The sequence below is a fragment of the Psychrobacter sp. CR212 genome (genome assembly GCF_059693765.1).
The window spans coordinates 263,753-284,342 of sequence record NZ_JCATIF010000003.1 but is presented as its reverse complement, the minus strand read 5'-3'; the positions used below and the strand labels follow the sequence as shown (position 1 = coordinate 284,342).

General features: G+C 43.9%; 19 protein-coding genes. 6 read left to right on the top strand and 13 right to left on the bottom strand.

Features of this window, described 5'->3' with window-relative positions; genetic code table 11:
• The first annotated feature begins 78 nt into the window (after window positions 1-78).
• The 3 genes from purL to nadS all read left to right on the top strand — a co-directional run bounded on the left by purL (window position 79) and on the right by nadS (window position 4,841).
• Window positions 79-4,083 (top strand): phosphoribosylformylglycinamidine synthase, encoded by a 4,005-nt coding sequence (gene purL / locus AC58CZ_RS08490; protein ID WP_494223971.1) that lies wholly within the window; start codon window positions 79-81, stop codon window positions 4,081-4,083.
• A gap of 151 nt (window positions 4,084-4,234) precedes the next feature.
• Complete coding sequence (locus AC58CZ_RS08485) at window positions 4,235-4,570, top strand: type II toxin-antitoxin system RelE/ParE family toxin (RefSeq protein ID WP_025643795.1); 336 nt, start codon at window positions 4,235-4,237, stop codon at window positions 4,568-4,570.
• Entirely contained in the window at window positions 4,560-4,841 is a 282-nt protein-coding gene (gene nadS / locus AC58CZ_RS08480) for a NadS family protein (protein WP_025643793.1), read from the top strand. The genes AC58CZ_RS08485 and nadS overlap by 11 nt, the downstream gene beginning before the upstream one ends.
• 258 nt (window positions 4,842-5,099) lie before the next feature.
• On the opposite strand, the gene AC58CZ_RS08475 is transcribed toward nadS, so the two are convergent.
• From AC58CZ_RS08475 to AC58CZ_RS08460, 4 genes are all read right to left on the bottom strand, one after another.
• Window positions 5,100-5,894: a hypothetical protein gene (locus tag AC58CZ_RS08475; RefSeq protein WP_494223972.1), complete on the bottom strand. Its 795-nt coding sequence runs from the start codon at window positions 5,892-5,894 to the stop codon at window positions 5,100-5,102.
• Window positions 5,891-6,955 (bottom strand): AIR synthase related protein, encoded by a 1,065-nt coding sequence (locus tag AC58CZ_RS08470; protein ID WP_494223973.1) that lies wholly within the window; start codon window positions 6,953-6,955, stop codon window positions 5,891-5,893. The genes AC58CZ_RS08475 and AC58CZ_RS08470 overlap by 4 nt, the downstream gene beginning before the upstream one ends.
• The gene (locus AC58CZ_RS08465; RefSeq protein ID WP_317199552.1) at window positions 6,931-7,755 is read right to left on the bottom strand and encodes a radical SAM protein; all 825 of its coding nucleotides are present in this window, start codon (window positions 7,753-7,755) and stop codon (window positions 6,931-6,933) included. Before AC58CZ_RS08465 ends, AC58CZ_RS08470 begins: the two co-directional genes overlap by 25 nt.
• Before the next feature lie 185 nt (window positions 7,756-7,940).
• Window positions 7,941-8,159 (bottom strand): peptidoglycan-binding protein, encoded by a 219-nt coding sequence (locus AC58CZ_RS08460; RefSeq protein WP_494223974.1) that lies wholly within the window; start codon window positions 8,157-8,159, stop codon window positions 7,941-7,943.
• Between the two features lie 96 nt (window positions 8,160-8,255).
• On the opposite strand from AC58CZ_RS08460, the gene AC58CZ_RS08455 reads away from it, so the two are divergent.
• Window positions 8,256-8,912, top strand: a complete 657-nt coding sequence (locus tag AC58CZ_RS08455; RefSeq protein WP_189586920.1) for an IS1595 family transposase — start codon at window positions 8,256-8,258, stop codon at window positions 8,910-8,912.
• A gap of 96 nt (window positions 8,913-9,008) precedes the next feature.
• On the opposite strand, the gene AC58CZ_RS08450 is transcribed toward AC58CZ_RS08455, so the two are convergent.
• The 9 genes from AC58CZ_RS08450 to AC58CZ_RS08410 all read right to left on the bottom strand — a co-directional run bounded on the left by AC58CZ_RS08450 (window position 9,009) and on the right by AC58CZ_RS08410 (window position 18,076).
• A complete protein-coding gene (locus tag AC58CZ_RS08450) occupies window positions 9,009-9,200 on the bottom strand; it encodes a hypothetical protein (RefSeq protein WP_494223975.1) in 192 nt (63 codons plus the stop codon).
• A 15-nt stretch (window positions 9,201-9,215) separates the two neighbouring features.
• Entirely contained in the window at window positions 9,216-9,965 is a 750-nt protein-coding gene (locus AC58CZ_RS08445) for a glutamine amidotransferase-related protein (protein WP_494223976.1), read from the bottom strand.
• A gap of 25 nt (window positions 9,966-9,990) precedes the next feature.
• Window positions 9,991-10,749, bottom strand: coding sequence for a pyridoxine 5'-phosphate synthase (locus AC58CZ_RS08440; protein ID WP_494223977.1), 759 nt, complete (start codon window positions 10,747-10,749; stop codon window positions 9,991-9,993).
• 63 nt (window positions 10,750-10,812) lie between these two features.
• On the bottom strand, window positions 10,813-11,688 hold the full coding sequence (locus tag AC58CZ_RS08435) for an N-acetylmuramoyl-L-alanine amidase (protein ID WP_494223978.1): 876 nt from the start codon (window positions 11,686-11,688) through the stop codon (window positions 10,813-10,815).
• A gap of 98 nt (window positions 11,689-11,786) precedes the next feature.
• Window positions 11,787-12,524 carry an MOSC domain-containing protein gene (locus AC58CZ_RS08430; RefSeq protein ID WP_494223979.1) on the bottom strand — a complete coding sequence of 246 codons (738 nt, stop codon included), beginning with the start codon at window positions 12,522-12,524 and terminating at the stop codon, window positions 11,787-11,789.
• A gap of 211 nt (window positions 12,525-12,735) precedes the next feature.
• Entirely contained in the window at window positions 12,736-13,149 is a 414-nt protein-coding gene (gene rsfS, locus AC58CZ_RS08425; protein WP_058024376.1) for a ribosome silencing factor, read from the bottom strand.
• Window positions 13,150-13,280: 131 nt separating this feature from the next.
• On the bottom strand, window positions 13,281-14,201 hold the full coding sequence (locus AC58CZ_RS08420) for an adenylyltransferase/cytidyltransferase family protein (RefSeq protein WP_494223980.1): 921 nt from the start codon (window positions 14,199-14,201) through the stop codon (window positions 13,281-13,283).
• A 360-nt stretch (window positions 14,202-14,561) separates the two neighbouring features.
• A complete protein-coding gene (pta, locus tag AC58CZ_RS08415; RefSeq protein WP_212563985.1) occupies window positions 14,562-16,709 on the bottom strand; it encodes a phosphate acetyltransferase in 2,148 nt (715 codons plus the stop codon).
• 134 nt (window positions 16,710-16,843) lie between these two features.
• Window positions 16,844-18,076, bottom strand: coding sequence for an acetate/propionate family kinase (locus AC58CZ_RS08410; RefSeq protein WP_494223981.1), 1,233 nt, complete (start codon window positions 18,074-18,076; stop codon window positions 16,844-16,846).
• A 722-nt stretch (window positions 18,077-18,798) separates the two neighbouring features.
• Between AC58CZ_RS08410 and lptM the strand changes: the two genes are divergently transcribed.
• Entirely contained in the window at window positions 18,799-19,113 is a 315-nt protein-coding gene (gene lptM / locus AC58CZ_RS08405) for an LPS translocon maturation chaperone LptM (protein WP_494223982.1), read from the top strand.
• A gap of 46 nt (window positions 19,114-19,159) precedes the next feature.
• Window positions 19,160-20,536 carry a diaminopimelate decarboxylase gene (gene lysA / locus AC58CZ_RS08400; RefSeq protein WP_494223983.1) on the top strand — a complete coding sequence of 459 codons (1,377 nt, stop codon included), beginning with the start codon at window positions 19,160-19,162 and terminating at the stop codon, window positions 20,534-20,536.
• Window positions 20,537-20,590 lie beyond the last annotated feature (54 nt).

The window sequence follows — 20,590 nt, the reverse complement described above, 5'->3', positions numbered from 1 at the left end:
TATAGGTCTTCTTGTTATAATACCCAGACCATTTACTTAGCATGGCAGAGATGCCTTGATCTTACGGATTATGCCTTTATGATGACCATCGCCGGACAGCCGTTTTTGACCGATTTTCAGACCCAGCAATTGATCAATCAGTTTGCCCAAAAAACCGATCTAAACGTGACCCAAATCAGTACTCAGCAGGTTTTTGTACTCTCAAGAGAGCTCTTAGGTGAAGAGCAAAAAAAGGCTTTGGATCTTTTAGGGGTAAAAGAGCAAACCTCGCTAGAAGCTGCGACAGAGCGTCATATCCAAGTCATCGTCAGTCCGCGTTTTGGCACGATATCGCCATGGGCGAGTAAAGCCACCGATATTTTTAATAACTGCGAGCTGAAGATCAATCGTATTGAGCGGGTGATTGTTTATACGCTGACGCTAGAAGGTGCTACCGAAGACAAGCTGCCAACGGCGGCTGAGCGTTTACTCTATGACCGTATGACCCAAAGCTTGGTTTATGATTTAAACGACGTGAATAAACTGTTTGACGATGAACCGCCAGCGTCATTGAATCATATCGATGTCATGGGAGCAGGGCGCAGCGCATTAGAGTCAGCGAATACGACATTTGGTTTTGCGCTATCGAGCGAAGACATCGACTACTTGATGAATGCTTATGTCAATGACCTACAGCGCAATCCAACCGACGTTGAGCTGATGATGTTTGCCCAAGCCAACTCAGAGCATTGCCGCCATAAAATATTCAATGCCGAGTGGACGGCTAACGGTGAAGTACAGCCAAAGTCCTTGTTTCAGATGATTAAGAATACTTATCAATCAAATCCAGAAGGTATCCTCTCCGCTTATAAAGACAACGCGGCGGTGATGGCTGGCGCTGAGGGCATGCGTTACTATCCTATTCCTGAAGACGCTAAAAACCCTAATGCTGCGCATCCGTATGGCTTTCATCAAGAAGCTATCGATATCCTGATGAAAGTCGAAACGCACAACCATCCAACCGCCATTGCCCCTTATGCCGGTGCAGCAACAGGCGCGGGCGGTGAGATTCGTGACGAAGGTGCCACCGGCCGCGGCGGTAAACCCAAAGCGGGTCTCACAGGCTTCCACGTGTCGCACTTGCATATTCCAGAGCTTGCCGAGAAGTGGGAGCAGTCAGGACAAGTGAGCACGCAGGACTACGGCACGCCGGAGCGCATGGCGACTAGTCTTGAAATTATGACGGAGGCGCCATTAGGTAGTGCCAATTTCTCTAACGAGTTTGGCCGTCCCAACCTTTGCGGTTATTTCCGCAGCTTCCAGTTAGATACCTCAGCCGCCAAAGACGGTAGCGAGATGCGCGGCTATCATAAGCCCATCATGCTGGCAGGTGGTTACGGTAATATCAAACGTAACCTGATTGAGAAAAATCCGATTCGTGAGGGGGATTTACTGATTGTACTTGGTGGTCCTGCAATGCAAATCGGTCTTGGCGGCGGCGCGGCCTCTTCTGTCGATAGTGGTGAGTTGGATGAGGGCCTAGACTTTGCCTCGGTGCAGCGCGATAACGCGGAGATGGAGCGTCGCTGTCAGGAAGTCATCGATCGCTGCTGGGCCTTAGCGGGTAACGATGCTGAGGTGAGCAATGATAGTCAAGACGGCAACCCCATCGTCTCTATCCATGATGTCGGCGCAGGCGGTCTGTCTAACGCCATGCCTGAGCTGGTCGATGATCACGATATGGGCGCGGTGCTCAACTTGCGTCATATTCCATCGCTTGAGGCGGGCATGTCACCGATGGCGATCTGGTCAAATGAGGCGCAAGAGCGTTATGTCCTTGCCATTCGCCCAGAGAGCAAAGCACAGTTTGATGCGATCTGTGCCCGTGAGCGCTGCCCATATGCGATATTGGGAGAGGCGACTGAAGTGCGTCAGCTTAGAGTCGATGATGAATTGCTCGATGATCAGCCTGTCGATATGCCGATGCAAGTATTGCTTGGTGGTACGCCAAAGATGCAGCGCAGCTTCGAGGTGCAAGCCAATGAGCTGGCGCCGTTAGTGCTCAATGATTTTGACCTGAGCGAGTCGGTCAAAGACGTGCTGCGTCATCCGACTGTCGCGAGCAAGTCGTTCCTCATTAGCATTGGTGACCGCTCAATCACTGGTATGGTGGTGCGCGATCAGTATGTTGGTCGCTATCAAGTGCCTGTGGCAGATTGCGCGATTACCGCTTCAGGTCTTATAACGCTTGATGGTCAAGCGATGACCGGTGAAGCGATGAGTATCGGCGAGCGTACCCCAGTGGCACTCATTGACCCAAAAGCCTCGGCAAGATTAGCGGTTGGTGAAGCCATTACCAATATCGCAGGCGCGCGCATCTCCCAGTTATCTGACATTACTATGTCGGCGAACTGGATGGCGGCTTGCGGTGATGATACGGAAGACGCCGCATTATTTGACGCGGTCCATACTGTCGGTGAAGAGCTGTGCCCCGCTTTGGGGATAGCCATTCCAGTCGGTAAAGACTCGTTATCGATGCGTGCCAATTGGACAGATGATAACGATGCTAAGGAGGATAGCCAAGATAAATCTGTGGTCTCACCCATGAGCCTTGTGATTACGGCCTTTGCCCCAGTCGTTAATGTGGCAAAAACGCTCACGCCTGAGCTGATCAACGGCGATAGCGCGTTTTACCGCCTCGATCTCTCTAGAGGTAAATTGCGCCTTGGCGGCTCTATCCTTGCGCAAACGGCAAGCCAGCTTGGTAACGAGTGCCCCGACCTTGATAAGCCTAGCGACTTAGTCGACTTCTTTAATTTCATCCAAGCGGGTAATGAGCAAGGCATCATCAGTGCCTACCACGATATCGGTGATGGCGGCTTGCTTGCGACCATTGCAGAGATGCAGTTCACTAGTCGTCAAGGCATTAAGCTATCACTCAGTGATGATAATCTACTCGGTCAGCTATTCAGCGAAGAGCTGGGCGCGGTCATCCAAGTCATGCCAGAGGACGTTGCCGCTTTAGTGGCGCTAGCGGATGAATACAACGTCAGCGATATGCTTAGCCTCGTCGGTCAAAGCACTGAGGAAGATAGCCTCATTATCCAAACGCCGCTACATCAAGGTGATAAAACGCTTAGATTTAGCCGCAGCGAGCTGCAACAGCAGTGGAGTCAAGTCAGCTATCAAATCGCCCGTCGCCGTGATAATCCAGAATGCGTGCAACAAGAATATGACTTGATTGCCGATACTAATCATAAAGGTCTTATCGCTGCGCCAAACTTCGATCTCAATCAAAAGATCGAGACGCCATATCTGAACAGTCGTGAAGACAAGCCAAGAGTCGCTATCCTGCGCGAGCAAGGCGTCAACGGACAGCTGGAGATGGCAGCAGGCTTCACTCAAGCAGGCTTTGAAGCGGTCGATGTGCACATGAGCGACTTGCTAGAAGGCCGCATCAATCTACGTGACTTCGACGGTTTGGTCGCTTGTGGCGGCTTTAGTTACGGTGACGTCCTCGGCGCAGGTTCTGGCTGGGCCAACTCTATCTTGTTCCATGACGAACTGCGTATGCAGTTCGTGCGCTTCTTCGCCCGTCCGAATACGTTCTCACTTGGCGTCTGTAATGGCTGTCAGATGATGGCGCAGCTTAAAGACCTGATCCCAGGTGCGGAAAACTTCCCACGCTTCATTGCTAATAAATCCGCGCGTTTTGAAGCGCGTACGGTCAACGTCAAAGTTGAGCGTACCAAGTCGATTTTGTTCAAAGGTATGCAAGACAGTATCTTACCTATCGCTGTCGCGCATGGTGAAGGCTATGCCACACTAGATAATACCGAGATCGACGGTATGGCAAAACACGGTCAGCTTGCGATGCGTTATGTCGATAGCCAAGGTCATCCAACTGAGACGTATCCGCTCAATCCAAACGGTTCGCTCGGCGGTGTCACGGGCCTGTGTAGCACCGATGGTCGCGTCACTATTATGATGCCGCATCCTGAGCGTAACCTAAAAGCCTACAATCATAGCTGGAAACCTGAGCAGTGGGATGAAGATGGTGCATGGATGCGAATGTTCCGTAATGCGCGGGCTTGGTTGCGTTAAGATAATTTGAATTAGTTTAGATAATAAGAAAGGTGGGCTTTGGCTCACCTTTTTTGTGTTTATGATATTTAGCTTAATTAGATCCAGAAAAAACATATAGATAAGTACTTCAATGACGTATATAATAAGAGATAAAGATAAAGGATATTGAATGTTACATTTCATCGAAACGCCAATATTTACTAAGCAAGTACTGAAACTATTAGATGATGAAGCTTATAAAGAGCTACAGGAAAATCTAATCAATAATCCAGAACAAGGTGATTTGATTCAAGGTACAGGGGGCGTTCGAAAAACCAGATGGGCACTTAACCAAGGTAAGAGTGGCGGTATTCGGATTATCTATTATTTTGTGAATAGTCAAGGCATATTTTTTATGCTGCTCGCTTATCCGAAGAATAAACAAGCCTCTCTATCAAGCGAAGAGAAGTCTGGTTTATACAAACTGACTCAACAAATTAAAGAGGTGTATAGCCATGAGCAATGAATTTTACGATGATTTATCTACATCACTAAATCAAGCATTGGCGATTGCTAAAGGACAGGCTCAGCCTAGCCGCCAGTTTACCCATGACGTGCCTAGTATTAAGGAAATAAGAACTAAGACAGGGCTATCGCAACAGCAGTTTGCCGATAAACTCAATATCAGTTCGCGTACCTTACAAAATTGGGAGCAAGGTACTAGAAACCCAACAGGGGCTGCCGTCACATTAATGCGCTTATTGAATAAAAAGCCTGAGTTAATTGCCGAAGCTTAATTGATCAAAAACAGTCAATCTTATCTTGGTCACGCACTCGGTGGGATTATGGATGTGTGTGAAAGCGATGACGCCTGGATGCGTATGTTCCGTAATGCGCGGGCTTGGTTGCGTTAAGATAATTTGAATTAGTTTAGAATATTGTGTGAGGTAATAAAAAAAAGGTGGGCGTAATGCTCACTTTTTTTGCTCAATCTTTTACAGCTATATGGATTTTTTAATATTGGCTTTAGATAGAGTGAATTGTCTGATTTAACTTCAATGCCTATTATCATTTGGTAACTTATAATCCATAAGAAGCATAGAAAAATTGTCATCAATCATACGTATTACTTTCCTATTTAGGTACATAGTTTTACTGTGTTTCTTAACTTTATCTAAACTTAGCCATTCATAAGAACGTTCACCTATATGGAATGTTTCATCTTCTAAATGAATATTTTTTTCTGAATCATATACAACGAAGTAAACGTCATAACTGTACTGTGTCAGTTTTCCAGAAGTAGCAGAGCTTTTCTCTTCATCAAAAGTTAAAAAATCTATTTTATCCAAACTTACAGAGTTTTTTTCTAATGATAGCTGACTTTCTATGAAATTGGTTAGTTGGGATAAAGTATGGTTATCATGTTTTTTACAGAAAGGTAGTAAATAACTACTCCATTCAAAATCATCTGAAAAAAGAAATTTTATCTCTTTAATATCTTCTTTAATGAAAGTTTTCATAAATACAAATAAAGCGACATTCTTAGTAATATTTAAAGATTCTTTCTCTATCTCAGATATCACAGTTTCCTTACTGTAAGGAGGTTTTTTGAAAAACTCCCGTATTGTAAGAATTAAAAAGATGCAAGCTAAAAACCAAAGAATGATTTTTATCTGTAAACTCGATAAGATATCTCCAAAATCTTTGAAGGTCTCTATTGTAGTCAATGTGACTAATAGTGTAATAAATAGAGAGAAATAAGAGAAGGTGTTTTTGTTGTGTCTAGGATAGTTGTTATTTATTATTTCTCTAAGTTTGCTTGAGTCAATAATTATTCTTTTATAGTTCATTTTAAAATAGATTCCCTAGTAAGTATTTTTTCTGAAAAATATTCGGTATTACTAGTAGTTGATATAAATGAGTCGTTTTCAAAGTCTGATAAACAGGAGTAGGTTTCTCCATGTTTATGAAATTCTTTAATATTACTATCATCTCTCACTTTGCCTATAATATGTAAGCCATGTTTATTTACACGATCTTCTAGAGCAAGAAAATTTTCTTCAGAAATAGTGAATATAGAATTCCAGTCACCAACATAAAATGCAAAATTTTCTAATGGTATACTGTATAATTTTGCCAACTCTCTTGAGTTGTCACTAAAAGGTATAGAATCTAAGTATATTTCAAAACCCAAATTGTTTTCAGTAAACATTTTATAAAGTAAATTATTTATCCCATCACTATTGTCCATAGAAGATGAGAACAAATCAATATTATTACTAACTATTTCACATTGCTTTATATCGAATTTTGGGTAAGTTATATATTCAATCTCTTCCTTATCTAGCTCTATAGAGTTAAGTAGTTTATAATAAGCGGTAGCGAATTTTCCAAATTCACCAGTACATACTATAAGTTCTGATGGATTAGAGCTATTTCTAGTTAAATAGTTTGAACCCTTAATTATACCATTTGCAGCACCTACAACTGATAACTCATTTCCTTTTTTAGTATCTCCACCTAAAAAAGAAATACCGTAATGTTTACATGCTTCTTGCGCACCTTTAATGATTTTCAATATCTTTTCAGAATGAATATTAGATGGCGCGGTTATTGATATTAAAAATGATAATCCTTTAGCTCCTACAACTGAAATATCGCTTAAGCTACTTGTTACTGATAAATAGCCCCATGTCTTGTATGTATCGTAATTTTTATCAGATAGTATGACAGGAGTTTGTGCTTTATCGATGTTAGACACTAACATTATTTCGTTATTTATTCTTAATATACTTGAGTCTTGATTTATTCCATTAACAAAATTTTCATCATTATTATCAATTATTTTAAAAACTTCATTTAAAAAATTTTTCTCACCAATTTCGCCTATTTCTTTATTTCTGACATCCATATTTTGTTCCTATAGTGAATTTTTTTTGATTTCCAGTATTTTTCCCAGCATTCTTCAATGCTTTTATTGAAACAGTTTCCTACAATATCATAAATATCATTTCTTGGTAATATTATATTTCCTCTGTGGTCTATTAAGAAGCAAGAGTTTATCTCTTCTTCCTTGGAAGCATATATTTTTAAGTCACTAAAAAATAAATTCAGCTCATCGATAGACTTGGAAAAATCATTATCACTTATTTCGTATATTCCTCTATTTAAGCTCCCTTTCATTCTTGGTACAAATTTAAGAATTCTCCAGATTTTTGGGTTGTATTCTAAAATAAAATTTCCTATATCTACCATACTATTAATATTTAAAGATGAAAGTACTGTAGTTATTTTTAATTTATTTGGATTTTCAGAACTAATAATTTTTATAGATTCAATTACTTTATCAAAGTCTGATAAGTTACCCCTGATTTTCTCAAAATTTTTTTTATCATAAGAGTCTAATGATATACTAACTCCTGAAAGCTTATCTAAAACTCTGAGTATTTTGATAGGGAAGTGACCGTTGCTAGACACATAAACATTTTTTCCATTATCTATTAATATATCTATAATTTCAAAAATATCTGGGTTAACAAACGGTTCACCACCACATAGTGTTACGTTAGCTACATTGCTTTCTGATATCTTGTATGCGATATCTTTTATTATCTTTCTATTTTCTATTTCGGGATAGGGCCCATAACAAAAGTCACATTTCAAGTTGCACTTAGATGTTACAAACCAATCTATAGTTTCTGGTGTATTCAATTTACAGTCCTATGAGTACTTTTAAGTTTTTAAAAATCAAGTATAGTTTGAATATATTGATAGCGACTTGTATTTTTTATACTACTATATAATAAAGAGCGTTTTTGACATCCTGTAAGTGTATTTTTTATATACTCATTCAGAACTAATATAACTTAGTATTTTGATATTAACAATTTCTAATATCAACCCCCATACTTCCTATTCAACGCCTGCAATATCGCATACGTCTCCGCATCCATGCCCCCTGTCAGCTGTTCTGGGCGAAAGTGCAGCTGAAAGGCGTAGATGACATCGCGGCTGGCTTTGTCCCATGTATCGGTGCCGTTCATCGGGTAGCCATAGTCCCGAAAGGCTTGCTTGATCTCCTGCACGCTGGGCGCGACCAAGGTACGCCGATTCATAAATGTTTGATTAGTCCTGCGCTCATAGTAAGCCCTACTTGTCATATATATTTAGTATGGGGCTGTAGTAGATAAGCACTATGCTAGACTACTTTTATGAAGATAACCCATTGTAAACTAAGTAAAAAAATACAGCGAAGGCTGTTAGAGTTTTTTACGGCTGAAGTGACTGCTAGAACAGCCGCAGATTTGCTTAATATCCAGCCTAACAGTGCTGCACTTTTTTATCATAAAATAAGACTTGTGATAGATTACCATCTCTCATTACAAGCTGATGAGCTTTTTGATGGTGAGGTCGAATTAGATGAAAGTTACTTTGGCGGTGTACGCAAAGGCAAAAGAGGTCGCGGGGCTGCTGGTAAAACCGCTGTATTTGGGATTCTAAAACGAAACGGTAAGGTGTATACCATTGTCGTAGCAGACACCAAACAGACTACTCTAATGCCTGTTATTAAGCGTAAAATCAAGCCTGACAGCTTTGTTTATACGGATAGCTATCGAAGTTACAATGCACTGGATGTGAGCGAGTTTAAACATTTCAGAGTCAATCACTCTAAAGAGTTCACTTGCGGTAAAAACAATCACATCAATGGCATTGAGAACTTCTGGAATCAGTCTAAACGAACACTCAGAAAGTATAATGGAATCGATAAGAAGAACTTCCATTTATTTTTAAAAGAATGTGAGTTTAGATTTAACTATGGTTCACCATCTAATCAGCTAAAATTCCTGAGAAAATGGTGTGATATTTAATCCTTATCTACTACAGCCCCTTTAGTATTGCATTCTTAAATTTTACAAACTTAATTCTACCCTAAACAAAAGAGCTAAGGAGAAAGGATATCTCAATTATTTATCTTGAGCTTTGTTCCGAGCCTCAGCCATCAACTCCTTTACCCGAGCACTCTCCCTAAGCACACAAGCCTCATATTCAGACAGCGATTCACCTTCTTGTTGTTGCTGATTTTCCTGCTCTTCTTTAGCTTTGGCTTCTAGATACGCTTCAAGTTTTTGTTGTTCATCTTGCTGTGAATGACTCATGACTGACTCCTTATACTATTTATTTGCTGACGATGCTATTCGATTAAACATAGTGGCAAGTCTGGCGTTATTTTCTTCAACATATTTATCGCCTAGCGCTAATATCTCATCCGGTGCTTGTACCGTTTCGGGATAGTCTTTCAGTCCACTTTGAATAGCCGCATTACCATTGGAGACCATCTTCGGTAAGCTCTCTTTGGTGACTTCAAAGTGACATTGCCAAGCGAGTACCCAAGTGCCACGCGCTTTATGTTTTGGCGTTTGATAGATAAAGCCTTGATTCGGCCAAGCCTGCGTCTCCGCAATAATGCTTGCGCCTTTGGGACAGTCAAAACCTTCGCCGTGCCAGTGAAACACCGTAAAGTCTTTGGGTAGATCTTGTAATAATGGATGCGCTTGACCTGCTTCGGTCAATTGCATCGGTAACCAGCCAATCTCTTTAACTGCAGACGGTTTCACCTCAGCGCCCAAACAATGCGCGATGATTTGCGCACCTAAGCAAATGCCAATGACTGTTTTACCGGCATCAACGGCTTGTTTTATCAGCCGCTTTTCTTTAATGAGCCAAGAATATTTATCCTCATCATGAACGCTCATTGGCCCACCCATCACGATGAGCCAATCAAAGCTATCCAGCGTTGGCAGGTTGTCGTTATCGTAGGAGCGACTAACGGTGATCGGATGATTATGCGCGCGCGCCCACTGTTTGATAAAGCTTAGATCCGCATAATCGGTATGAAACAGCGCGTGAATACGTAAGCTCATAACGTACCTCTTTTATCAAAACGTTCTATCCACAAATCTGCAAATACTGACGCACGACGTTATCCATGCCTTGCTCTAGCGATTCAATAGTAAAGGCATGACCAATCGACACCTCCGCGATATCACCAAGGCTTAGCAAATCGGCTAAATTGTCTAAATTCAAATCGTGTCCGGCGTTGATGCGCATACCGTTTTCGCTAGCGAGGTTAATACAATCGTCAAAGCGCTGTTTGACTGCAGCAAAGTTACTGTCGTTATTACTGCTGTCGTTATCCTTCTTATCTTCATAGGCGCGCGCCCATTCTTCGGTGTACATCTCTATCGTTTGTACGTCGCTTGCGATGACCGCTTTTATTTGCTCGATATCAGGGTCGATAAATACGGCGCAGCGTGTGCCAAAGCCTTCAAGCTCATGGCTGAGTTTGGACAGCATGTCGCTATATTTGATAATATCAAAGCCGTGGTCAGAGGTCAGCTGGTCTTCACTATCGGGTACGAGGGTGCATTGATGCGGTTTGACCTCGCGAATGAGTTTTAAAAATTGTTCATTCGGATTGCCTTCGATATTAAATTCGATATCTTGATAATCTTTGAGATACTCACTGATATCATAAACATCTTGATAGCGGATATGACGCTCGTCGGGCCGTGGGTGCACGGTAAAGCCTTTAACTCCTAGATCAATCAGCTTTTTTACAAAGTACAATAGATTAGGGTAGTCGGTGCCACGCGAGTTGCGGATTAAGGCGAGTTTGTTTAAATTGACGCTAAATAGGGTGCTCATAAGATGTCCTTTTTCGTTATTGTTATGGTTTGAGTGTCCGTGATTAATAGTTGATCACTCAGGCTAGTAAAAATCGTCACGTCCCGCATACTTTTTATTGAGTGCTTTTAGGATAGCATAGGTCTCGATATCCATAATGCCTGTTGGCGTTAGCGGCCGGAAATGCAACTGAAAGGCATAGATGACATCGCGGCTCTCTTTATCCCACACATCTGTAGTATTTATCTGATAGCCATAATCACGAAAGGCCTGCTTGACCTCCCGTATCGTTGGGGTAGCTAGCTGAACTTGCTGCATAAAATATTGCTTATCGGCTTCATCATACCAAGCGCCAATACCGTACTCGCTGTACAGTCGCTGCCAAGGGAACTTAGCTCCTGGGTCAATCTTGCGTGAGGGGGCAAGGTCCGCGTGACCGATGATGTTTTTGGGGGAGATGTCATAACGCCCCGCAATATCTTGCACCAATTGTGCGACTTTTTTGATTTGTAGCTCATCAAATTCGACGAAATGCGAGTAGGGATGATAGTCAAGCTCGCTATTTTTGAGGGCGTTTCGATATTGAGGTTTGATACCTTTATTGACGATCTCAATACCGATAGACGTGTCATTCAGGATCGTTCGACCGGCAAAACTGCCGTCGCCGGCGTGCCAAGCGCGCTCAGACTCTGGTAAGAGGTTATAAATTTTATCATCGTTCTTGTCCAAGATTAAGTAATGCGCGCTCACATTGCCCGTGGTCAATGTTTTGATTGAGCGCTCATTATCTGAGACGGTGTAGTGTAGGACAATGGTTTTGATACGCTGGCTTTTGCCAGTCGATTGATAGGTATCGCTGTCGACGCTATAATTTTTGGTCGTTGCGACTGGTGAGGTCGTGGTCACGCAGCCAATTAAAGGCAGAGTTAAGCCAAGTGCTAAGAAGATGTTTTTTACCATGAAATGCTCTGTGTAGATAAAGGGTATATGTCGCTGTCCACTTATATTTTAAGCACCTATTATTATCAGATGATGTCTAGAGATTTTGCTGATTGTATTCAGCCTCTTTTAATTTTTTTTGCCAACACCTTTTTCCAACTCGCCTCCAAACACTCAATCGCGAGCCACGGCTCAATCACCTCAGCGTCAAACTTTTCTTTTGAATTAGACAACTGCCACAGTGTCTCAAGCGTGGCAAATGGATAAGGACGTTCTATCAGGTAGATTGGCAAATCAGCGTTAATGATGCCATCACGCACCACTTGAAAATACCAGCCTGAGATACCTTGCTTGCTGACCCATGCTGCAATATTGGGCACTTTGGTAAATTGGCCGATTTGGTCGTTGATTTTGTAGCACGGGCGGCGCGGCTGCACGATGCACAGTTGTACGCTATCTTCACCGTTTATTTTGTCGTCGCCATACTGATAAACGTCGCCAATACAGACGTTAGACTCATTCATCTCAGGCAAGCCATCAACGGCTTCAGTGGTGAGGTTTTCTCCGAGCGTACCGACACGTACTTTTAGGTCAAACTCTGTATTGATTTTTTCATAAGTGGCCGTTGGCAGTTGATGCACGGCTTTGAGCGGGCCGCCATGATGTTTGCGGTCGGCTTGCTCGTCCGTGGTCAATCCCATAAAATTGACGGCGACAGGTGCTGTAATGGGCGCTTTATCGATGGCGCTCATTTCTTCACGAGTGAACGGCATGGCTTTGCCTGCGCGGACACATACTAAGTTTGCCACATGCAAGGGTAGGTTAATCTCAGGGTTTGAGCGGTGAGTAGCAGACATGGGCAATCCTTAATAGTAGGCGAGCGCAGGACAAAATTTGCGCAGCAATAGTGGTAAGGATGATAGCAATCTATCCGACAATTATCCATTCTAATGGCTGTTTATCATGACAGATATGTCTAAATATCGGCACAAAAAAAGACCAGAATAACGATTCTGGTCTTTTTGGTCTCATGCTTTTAGTATGACACGATCATTGTACTCAATAATCTTATTTGTTCTTGTTGCGACGACCTGCGGTTTTCTTTTCACGCGGTGTGGCGACCAGCTCAGCCAACTGATCCGGTGATGACCATAGGCCTTCTAAGTCATAGAACTCACGCGCTTGCGGGGTCATGATATGGACAACAACCGCGCCCAAGTCAATCAACGTCCAGTCAGAGTCGATACCGCCTTCACGGCCAAGCGGCATAAAGCCCGCTTGTTTGGCTTCAGCGCCGACGCTATCCGCCATCGCGCGTACATGACGTTTTGAGGTACCATCAGCGATGACGATACGCTCGGTGACGTCAGTTAAGTCTTCTACATTCATTACAGTGATGTTCTTTGCTTTCATATCATCTAGCGCGCTTTGTATAATGTTTAAGCACACGGTTAAGCGTTCTTCGGTCATGGTGTTGATCATAAATTTTAATCTCTTCAATCGTAACTATTAAAAATAAAGGGGTAAAACGTCAATTTGTCTGATTCGACTGATCATATGTCGTCAGTCACGTATAGAGACAGGATAGGCAAAATGACATAGATAAGGCGATTTTAACGGAATTGAGCAGCAGAATATAGCTGATGGGCGATAATATAGTGATAAACGGCAGGATTGAGCCATTTAGCGAATGAATTGGGGGGAGTATTGCTCATAATATCATTTATTGGTGCGATAGATGCGATTTGCCTGTCAGTGACGGGCATTTTATTTGTTTCAGTCGCCAATATGTGTAGTTGTTCACGTATTTGCGTGCTTGATACGGCAGTGATCGGTCGCGTATCTATATAAATGTGTCCTTTCATAGCGCTTTTCAAGTCAGTGCTATCTGTTTCTAAGCTATCTACCAAGCATCGAGCAATTGGAGTGAATAGCTCAATCGGTGAGTCGGTTACATGTGATTGTAAAGGTAGCGGCAGTTGCGATTGCAAGGTTGCCAGATATTGCGAGGTCGATATAGGGTTTTCAAATGATGTCGCACTGTCAGAAACTCCACCATTAATATGATCGCTATCCTCACGATTAAACACCCACAGATTGACATAATCAGTGAGTCCTAACCCGTCTTTCCATTTATCCAAACTGCGCGCGCTGTCCATACCCATGATAAATATTAAACTATCATGAGGGTACTGCTGTCTGAGTGCGCGTACAGTGTCGATTGTATAGACAGGCGGCGTTTGCCATAGCTCAAGCTCATTGATTTGTATCGGTGTGTCTTGTACTGCCAGCTTTAGCATGGCTAAGCGGTGTTTAGGGTCAGTGCTCTGCGTTTTAAATGGCGAGCGCGCATTGGGTAATAATGAAACGTGCAAGGGGCGGTTTTGCTGCTTTGAGATTGGCAACAAGTCCTGATAGACGTGTAGAGCCACTTCTAGGTGACCATTATGTACCGGATCAAACGAGCCGCCAAGATAGGCACGGATGGCAGGGGCAGAGATCTTTTCGTGAGAGTTATTGCTCGTATTTGGCATAAATAAATGCGTAAAAAGAAATGAAGTATCTGTTGGTATCAATACACCTTACTCTTTTATCCGCTAACCTTTTTATATTAACTGAATCATAGCGTTATTGTAGAGGGCGGGCGAGTATCTGTCATCACTATCTATCACCACCTATAGTCAGTGAAAATTAATACCGCTACATTATGCACTGTTAAATCAATTTTTTTTGCTTGCTGTGCCTGCGCAGACAGAGGCTACAAAAATTGATATTAGCAGTACCGTATCGTTTTTGAGATACTTTGACTATACCACCACAGCACCAATAAAAAACCGACCATCATGATGATAGTCGGTGGTATAACGGACTTTGATTGGCAAATCGTATAGCGATTAAATCAAATCACTATACGCTTGGATAGCAGTTAGCGCGATGGTATAGACGATATCATCAACGAGTGCGCCACGTGATAGATCATTGACTGGCTTATTCAAACCTTGCAGCATCGGTCCAACGCTGATGACATTGGCGCTACGCTGCACTGCTTTATACGTGGTGTTACCAGTATTGAGATCAGGGAAAATAAAGACGTTGGCTTGACCTGCGACAGGAGAGTCAGGCGCTTTTTGTTTACCCACACTCATGACCGAGGCGGCATCATATTGTAGTGGGCCGTCGACTTTGAGGTTCGGCGCACGCTCACGGACGATTTGGGTGGCACGAGCGACTTTTTCGACATCCGCGCCAGCCCCTGATGAGCCCGTAGAATAGCTGATCATCGCGACTTTTGGATCGATACCAAAGGCAGCAGCAGACTGTGCCGATTGAATGGCAATTTCTGCCAACTCTTCAGCATTCGGATCAGGATTGATCGCACAGTCACCATAGACAACCACTTGCTCAGGCAACAGCATAAAGAACACGGACGATACGAGCGAGTACTGCGGCGCGGTTTTGATTAATTGAAACGCTGGGCGTACGGTATTGGCAGTGGTATGAATCGCACCTGAAACCAGACCGTCGACCTCATCTAGCTGTAGCATGATGGTGCCAAGATACACCGTATCTTTTAGATATTCAGCGGCGACGTCTGCGCCAGTCTTGCCTTTACGGCGTTCAACGACAGCAGCGATATATTTGCTCATATCAAGGGTGTCAGGGTCGATGATTTCTAGACCTTCTGGCAACGTCAAATCGCGATTTTTGGCGACTTGCTCGACATCGCTACGCTTAGCTAACAGCACGCAGTCGGCGATACCGCGGCTCTGACAGATACAGGCCGCTTCGACGGTACGTGGTTCAGAACCTTCTGGCAATACGATACGTTTTTTAGCGTGCTGTGATTTTTTGACCAACTGATGGCGAAAAGCCGATGGGGACAAGCGCGGTTCATGATTACGGCTAAAGTATTCTTTAATCCAGCTCAAATCCAAATGGGCAGCGACATAACGCGCTACTTCTTCCGCACGCTCAGTGTCATCACTTGGAATCTCTGAGCTCATATGGACAAGGCTCTGTACCGTTTGATAGCTGTCACTCTCGACGCTCATGATAGGGATGCCCGTTTTGAGCGCCGACTGCCACAGCTCCGTTACGGTCTCGCCTGGTAGGATACCACCTGTCAAGACCAATCCTGCCAGCGGAATACCATTGATACAGGCCAATCCTGCGGCCAGTAGCAAGTCATCGCGGTCACCAGGGACCACCATCAACGTACCACGTTTGAACACTTGATTGACACGAGCGACTGAGCGCGCCGTTAGACTGATGCGATTGATACGACGTGTTTTTGCTTCACCAACGTTAAGCCAAGTGGCATCAAGCTCGGTGGCAATGTCCCAAGTGCGCGGTACAGACAACGAATCGCTAAAGGGCACCACGCCGATGAGGCGAAACGCGTCGGTATTGAACGAAGGCGATAGACGCTGCACTTCTTGCAAAAAGGTTGGATCTAAGCTGACGACCGCCTCACCCGGAGCGACTGGTTGATTTTCAAAGGTATTAGGCACGTCTTGTACCCGCATCAATATCACGCCTAATGTACGTGCATCCATGACACCGCCGAACTCGCGCGCATGCACATCAAGCTTGTCCGCCAACGCCGCTGGTTGACCGATATCAGCGGCACCAACAAATATAATCTTGGCATCTAAAGCATGGGCGAGGGCGCGGTTGATTTGTGAGGCGTAAGAGGTCTCAGTGGTCGGCACCAGACCTTCACAGATGATGACGTCAGGACCATCATCTATTGTGTGATAATTGGCAATCACTTCTTCCATTAAATCATCAAGGTTGCCATCGCCCAACATCCGCTCGACGTGCTGACGGCTGATCGATTTGGGCGGCTTTAGACCAAAGGCATGCATGGTCAATGCGCTTGAGCTGTCTAAGCTGTGCTGCTTATCTAGGGTATCGTCTTGCAAAAACGGCTTCATAAAGCCCGCTTTGATACCGTTATAATCAAAGGCGCGAATCAGTCCAAGCGCGGCTGATGTCACACCGATACCGCGGCTAATGGGAACAAGTAAAATGGTCTGCATAGTGTATCCTACGGTTTATTTTATTATTAAGTTCAATTCATCCTTGGCAGAATGAGCAATGTGCTGAGTATGTACGCCATAGCCTTATAACAAATGTTAATTATATAGATATGGCGTATCAAACACGCTCACGCTTATATTAAATTCAATGCCTGACGAGTCTCTTGAGCAATACGGCACTCTTCATCAGTTGGGACGACCCATAACTCGATACTGCTGTCATCTGCGTGGAAGCTGCCTTCTTTACCACGAACCAAACTGGCATTTTTGTCAGCATCTATTTTGATACCGAAATGACGCATCACTGCCAGAATTTTGGTACGTGTAATGTCGGAGTTCTCACCGATACCGCCAGTAAAGACAATACCGGTAAACTCTGGTAGCGCACAGCTAAGGCTGGCCAGATATTTACCAGCACGATAGCAGAACATCTCGATAGCGAGCTTGGCATCTTCGTGACCTTCACTGGCTGCTTGCTCGATGGTACGCAAGTCGTTAGACAGTCCTGAGATACCAAGTAGACCGCTGTCATTATTAAGCATTTTGTCGGTCTCTTCTAAGCTCATACCGAGCTGACGCTTCAGGTGCATGTGCAAGCTAGGATCCACATCGCCACTACGCGTACCCATCATAAGGCCCTCAAGTGGGGTCAGACCCATGCTGGTATCGAGACTTTTGCCATCGTATACTGCGGCGGCTGAGCAACCATTGCCTAGATGTGCTGTTAGCCAGCCATGTGGGCCTTTTGCCTCAGTGATTTGGCTGGTGCGTTCTGAGACGTAAGCATGTGATGTGCCATGGAAGCCATAGCGACGGATTTTATGTTCTTCGTATAGATATTTTGGTAGCGCATAGCGAAAAGCAACGGGCGGCATGGTTTGGTGAAAAGCGGTGTCAAACACCACCACTTGCGGCATATCAGGATAGATCGCCTGAACCGCTTCGATACCCAGTGCATTTGCAGGGTTGTGTAGCGGAGCTAATATTTTGAGACGCTTCACTTCTTCTAACGCATGCTCATCAACGCGAACGGCTTTGGAGTATTCGCGGCCACCATGTACCACGCGGTGCCCAACGGCGATGAAGTGGTACTGCTCTAGTAGCTCAAGGATTTTTTGTAGCGCCAGCTTATGGCGACCACCAGGAATAGAGATTTCAAGTTTTTCACCGTTTAAGGTCGTGTGCTTAATACGGGCGGTATCGAGACCTAGGTTTTCGGCAAGACCGGTGATACGAGTAGAGTTGTCATCACTAATCAACGCGTATTTGATGGAAGACGAGCCGCAGTTTAAAACCAAGGTTGGGCTGGTCAGGGTTGATGTTTCAGAGTTCTTATCATCAAAAGTGGTGGTTAGGCTGGCGCTCATACTCTATCCTTAGATTGGTTTTTATAGGTGGGTTTTTGTAGGTCGAAAATCATCATATCGTCAGATTACTATGATAAAAACGACACTGACATCGCATCGTGCTCATATTAAGGTGATGATAGATTGATCGTATTTAACACAAAATTAGCCATATCCATGCTGATCTATCAAACAAGTATATGATCGATCTTAGTCATACTGAGGCTGATGGTTGTATCTTATTACTATATAGCAGTACCGCTGAATCGTAGGCCTGAGCCTCAGCATAGCCGTAAGGCCGCGGTATAATGTAACATATTTTTGTAGCTATACCGCGATAATGGTAAGGTTTAAAATTGGTGTCTATCAAGCGTTCAAAATATTGGTACATCTGTTATAGCTAGTGGCTCCTAGGTACTTTAGCCATTGATGATTGGCTGTTGTAGAGCTGCCTTATGAATATCAAAAATTGTAAGAAATATTGTCCAAATTCCTATCAGACATGTTTTTATGCGCAAATTATCAAGCGATACCGTCAGTAAATTATGATGAAAGCATCAAACCAATCCCCACTATGAGCCAAATTTATTGGCCAATGCTGTTCAGTATGCGTACAGCTTTGTGTCATAATGCTATGATTAAAACTTTGATATTGGCCATTTTTGAGCTGCCTTTTTCGCTCTTTATTTATTACAATTTTTAATCGCACTTACACCGCTACACGCTCACAGGTGATCCACTCTATGTATACTATACTTCGCTCATCAGAAACTGGGCATATCGCCTTATGGAGACTTGCCAGTCGCCGCGCCATTATTACTTTAGTCATTGGCAGTGCGATGATGGTAGGGTTGTCAGGCTGCGGGCAAAAAGGCGCTTTGTACTTACCAAAGTCCAGTAGCCAAACGGTAGAGGGTAGCCCATCTGTACTAAATAGTACGAGCCATCCACAAGATGCCGCTTTTGCTGGTATTGATGATGATACCTATCAAAAAAATGACTATCTAGATGAACAGCAAATACTGCCCGAGCCGAGTACAGATCCTAACGATTATTAATGTTTATTCTTACCCTTGATACCCTGATTATATTAGAGATGTTTATATGAGTCATTCTGAACTACCTGCTGACGTAACCGATGTTGCTACTGGCGAATCTGTCACTATCCAAACTGAGCACGGTCTATATGTTGATCCTAAAGCGTTAAGCGCTCATCTGCCCGCGCTAAGCTATCGCGACGACGCGCTATATATGGAGCAGGTTAGTGTTGATGAGTTGGCAAAACAATATGGTACGCCATGCTATGTCTACTCAAAGCAGGCGATACTGGATGTTTATCAAGCCTATACCGATAGCTTTGCCAGTCTCGATCATCAGGTATGCTACGCGGTAAAAGCAAACTCGAATCTTGCGGTGCTTGGAGTGCTTGCGCAGGCAGGTGCTGGGTTTGACATCGTCTCTCGTGGTGAGCTGATGCGTGTATTGGCTGCAGGTGGCGCCGCGTCGCGCGTTGTATTCTCAGGTGTTGGCAAAACATATAGTGATATCGAGTATGCACTGACCCAAGGTATTGGCTGCTTTAACGTCGAGTCGATCAGTGAGCTGACCTTGATCAACGAGGTAGCGGCAGCACTGAATAAACGTGCGCCAATCTCATTACGCGTCAATCCAAATGTCGATGCCAAGACGCATCCGTATATCTCAACAGGTCTTAAAGACAACAAGTTTGGTATTACCCACGAAGACGCCTTAGCGGTCTATCAGCAAGCGGCAGATCTATCACATATTAATATCGTGGGTATTGACTGTCACATTGGCTCACAGCTGACTGAGGTGGCACCCTTTGTTGCCGCATTAGATAAAATCATTGAGCTGATACATAGCCTGCGTGACCATGGCATTGAGCTACGTCATATTGATTTGGGTGGCGGTCTAGGCGTGCGTTATATTGACGAGACGCCTGTGTCTATCGATGAGTTTGCCGAGGCGTTATTGCCAAAGCTGAGCGAGCTTGGTTTGACCGTATTCTTTGAGCCAGGTCGTAGCATCGTTGCCAATGCTGGCGTGCTATTGACACAAGTCGATGTACTTAAGCCGACTGAGCATAAGAACTTTGCGATTGTCGATGCTGCGATGAATGACTTGATTCGTCCTGCTTTATATCAAGCTGAGATGGCCGTGATTCCAAGTACCTTGCCGAGCGATGGTATTGATACAAATGGTACAAAGCCGTGGGACATCGTTGGCGCGATTTGTGAGACAGGGGATTTTTTAGCAAAAGATCGCTTACTGTCATTAGAGGCAGGAGCTGTCTTGGCAGTGACGGGCGCAGGGGCTTATGGCTTTACCATGAGTAGTAATTACAACTCGCGTCCGCGTGCGTGTGAAGTGATGGTGGATCATGACCGTCATCAATTGATCCGTCAACGCGAAACAATTGAGTCATTATATGCTGATGAGATATTATGGCAGGATCAGTAAAGCTGCCTAACATGCGTATAGTATTTGAGCCTTAGAGACAACCCACTGTGATGC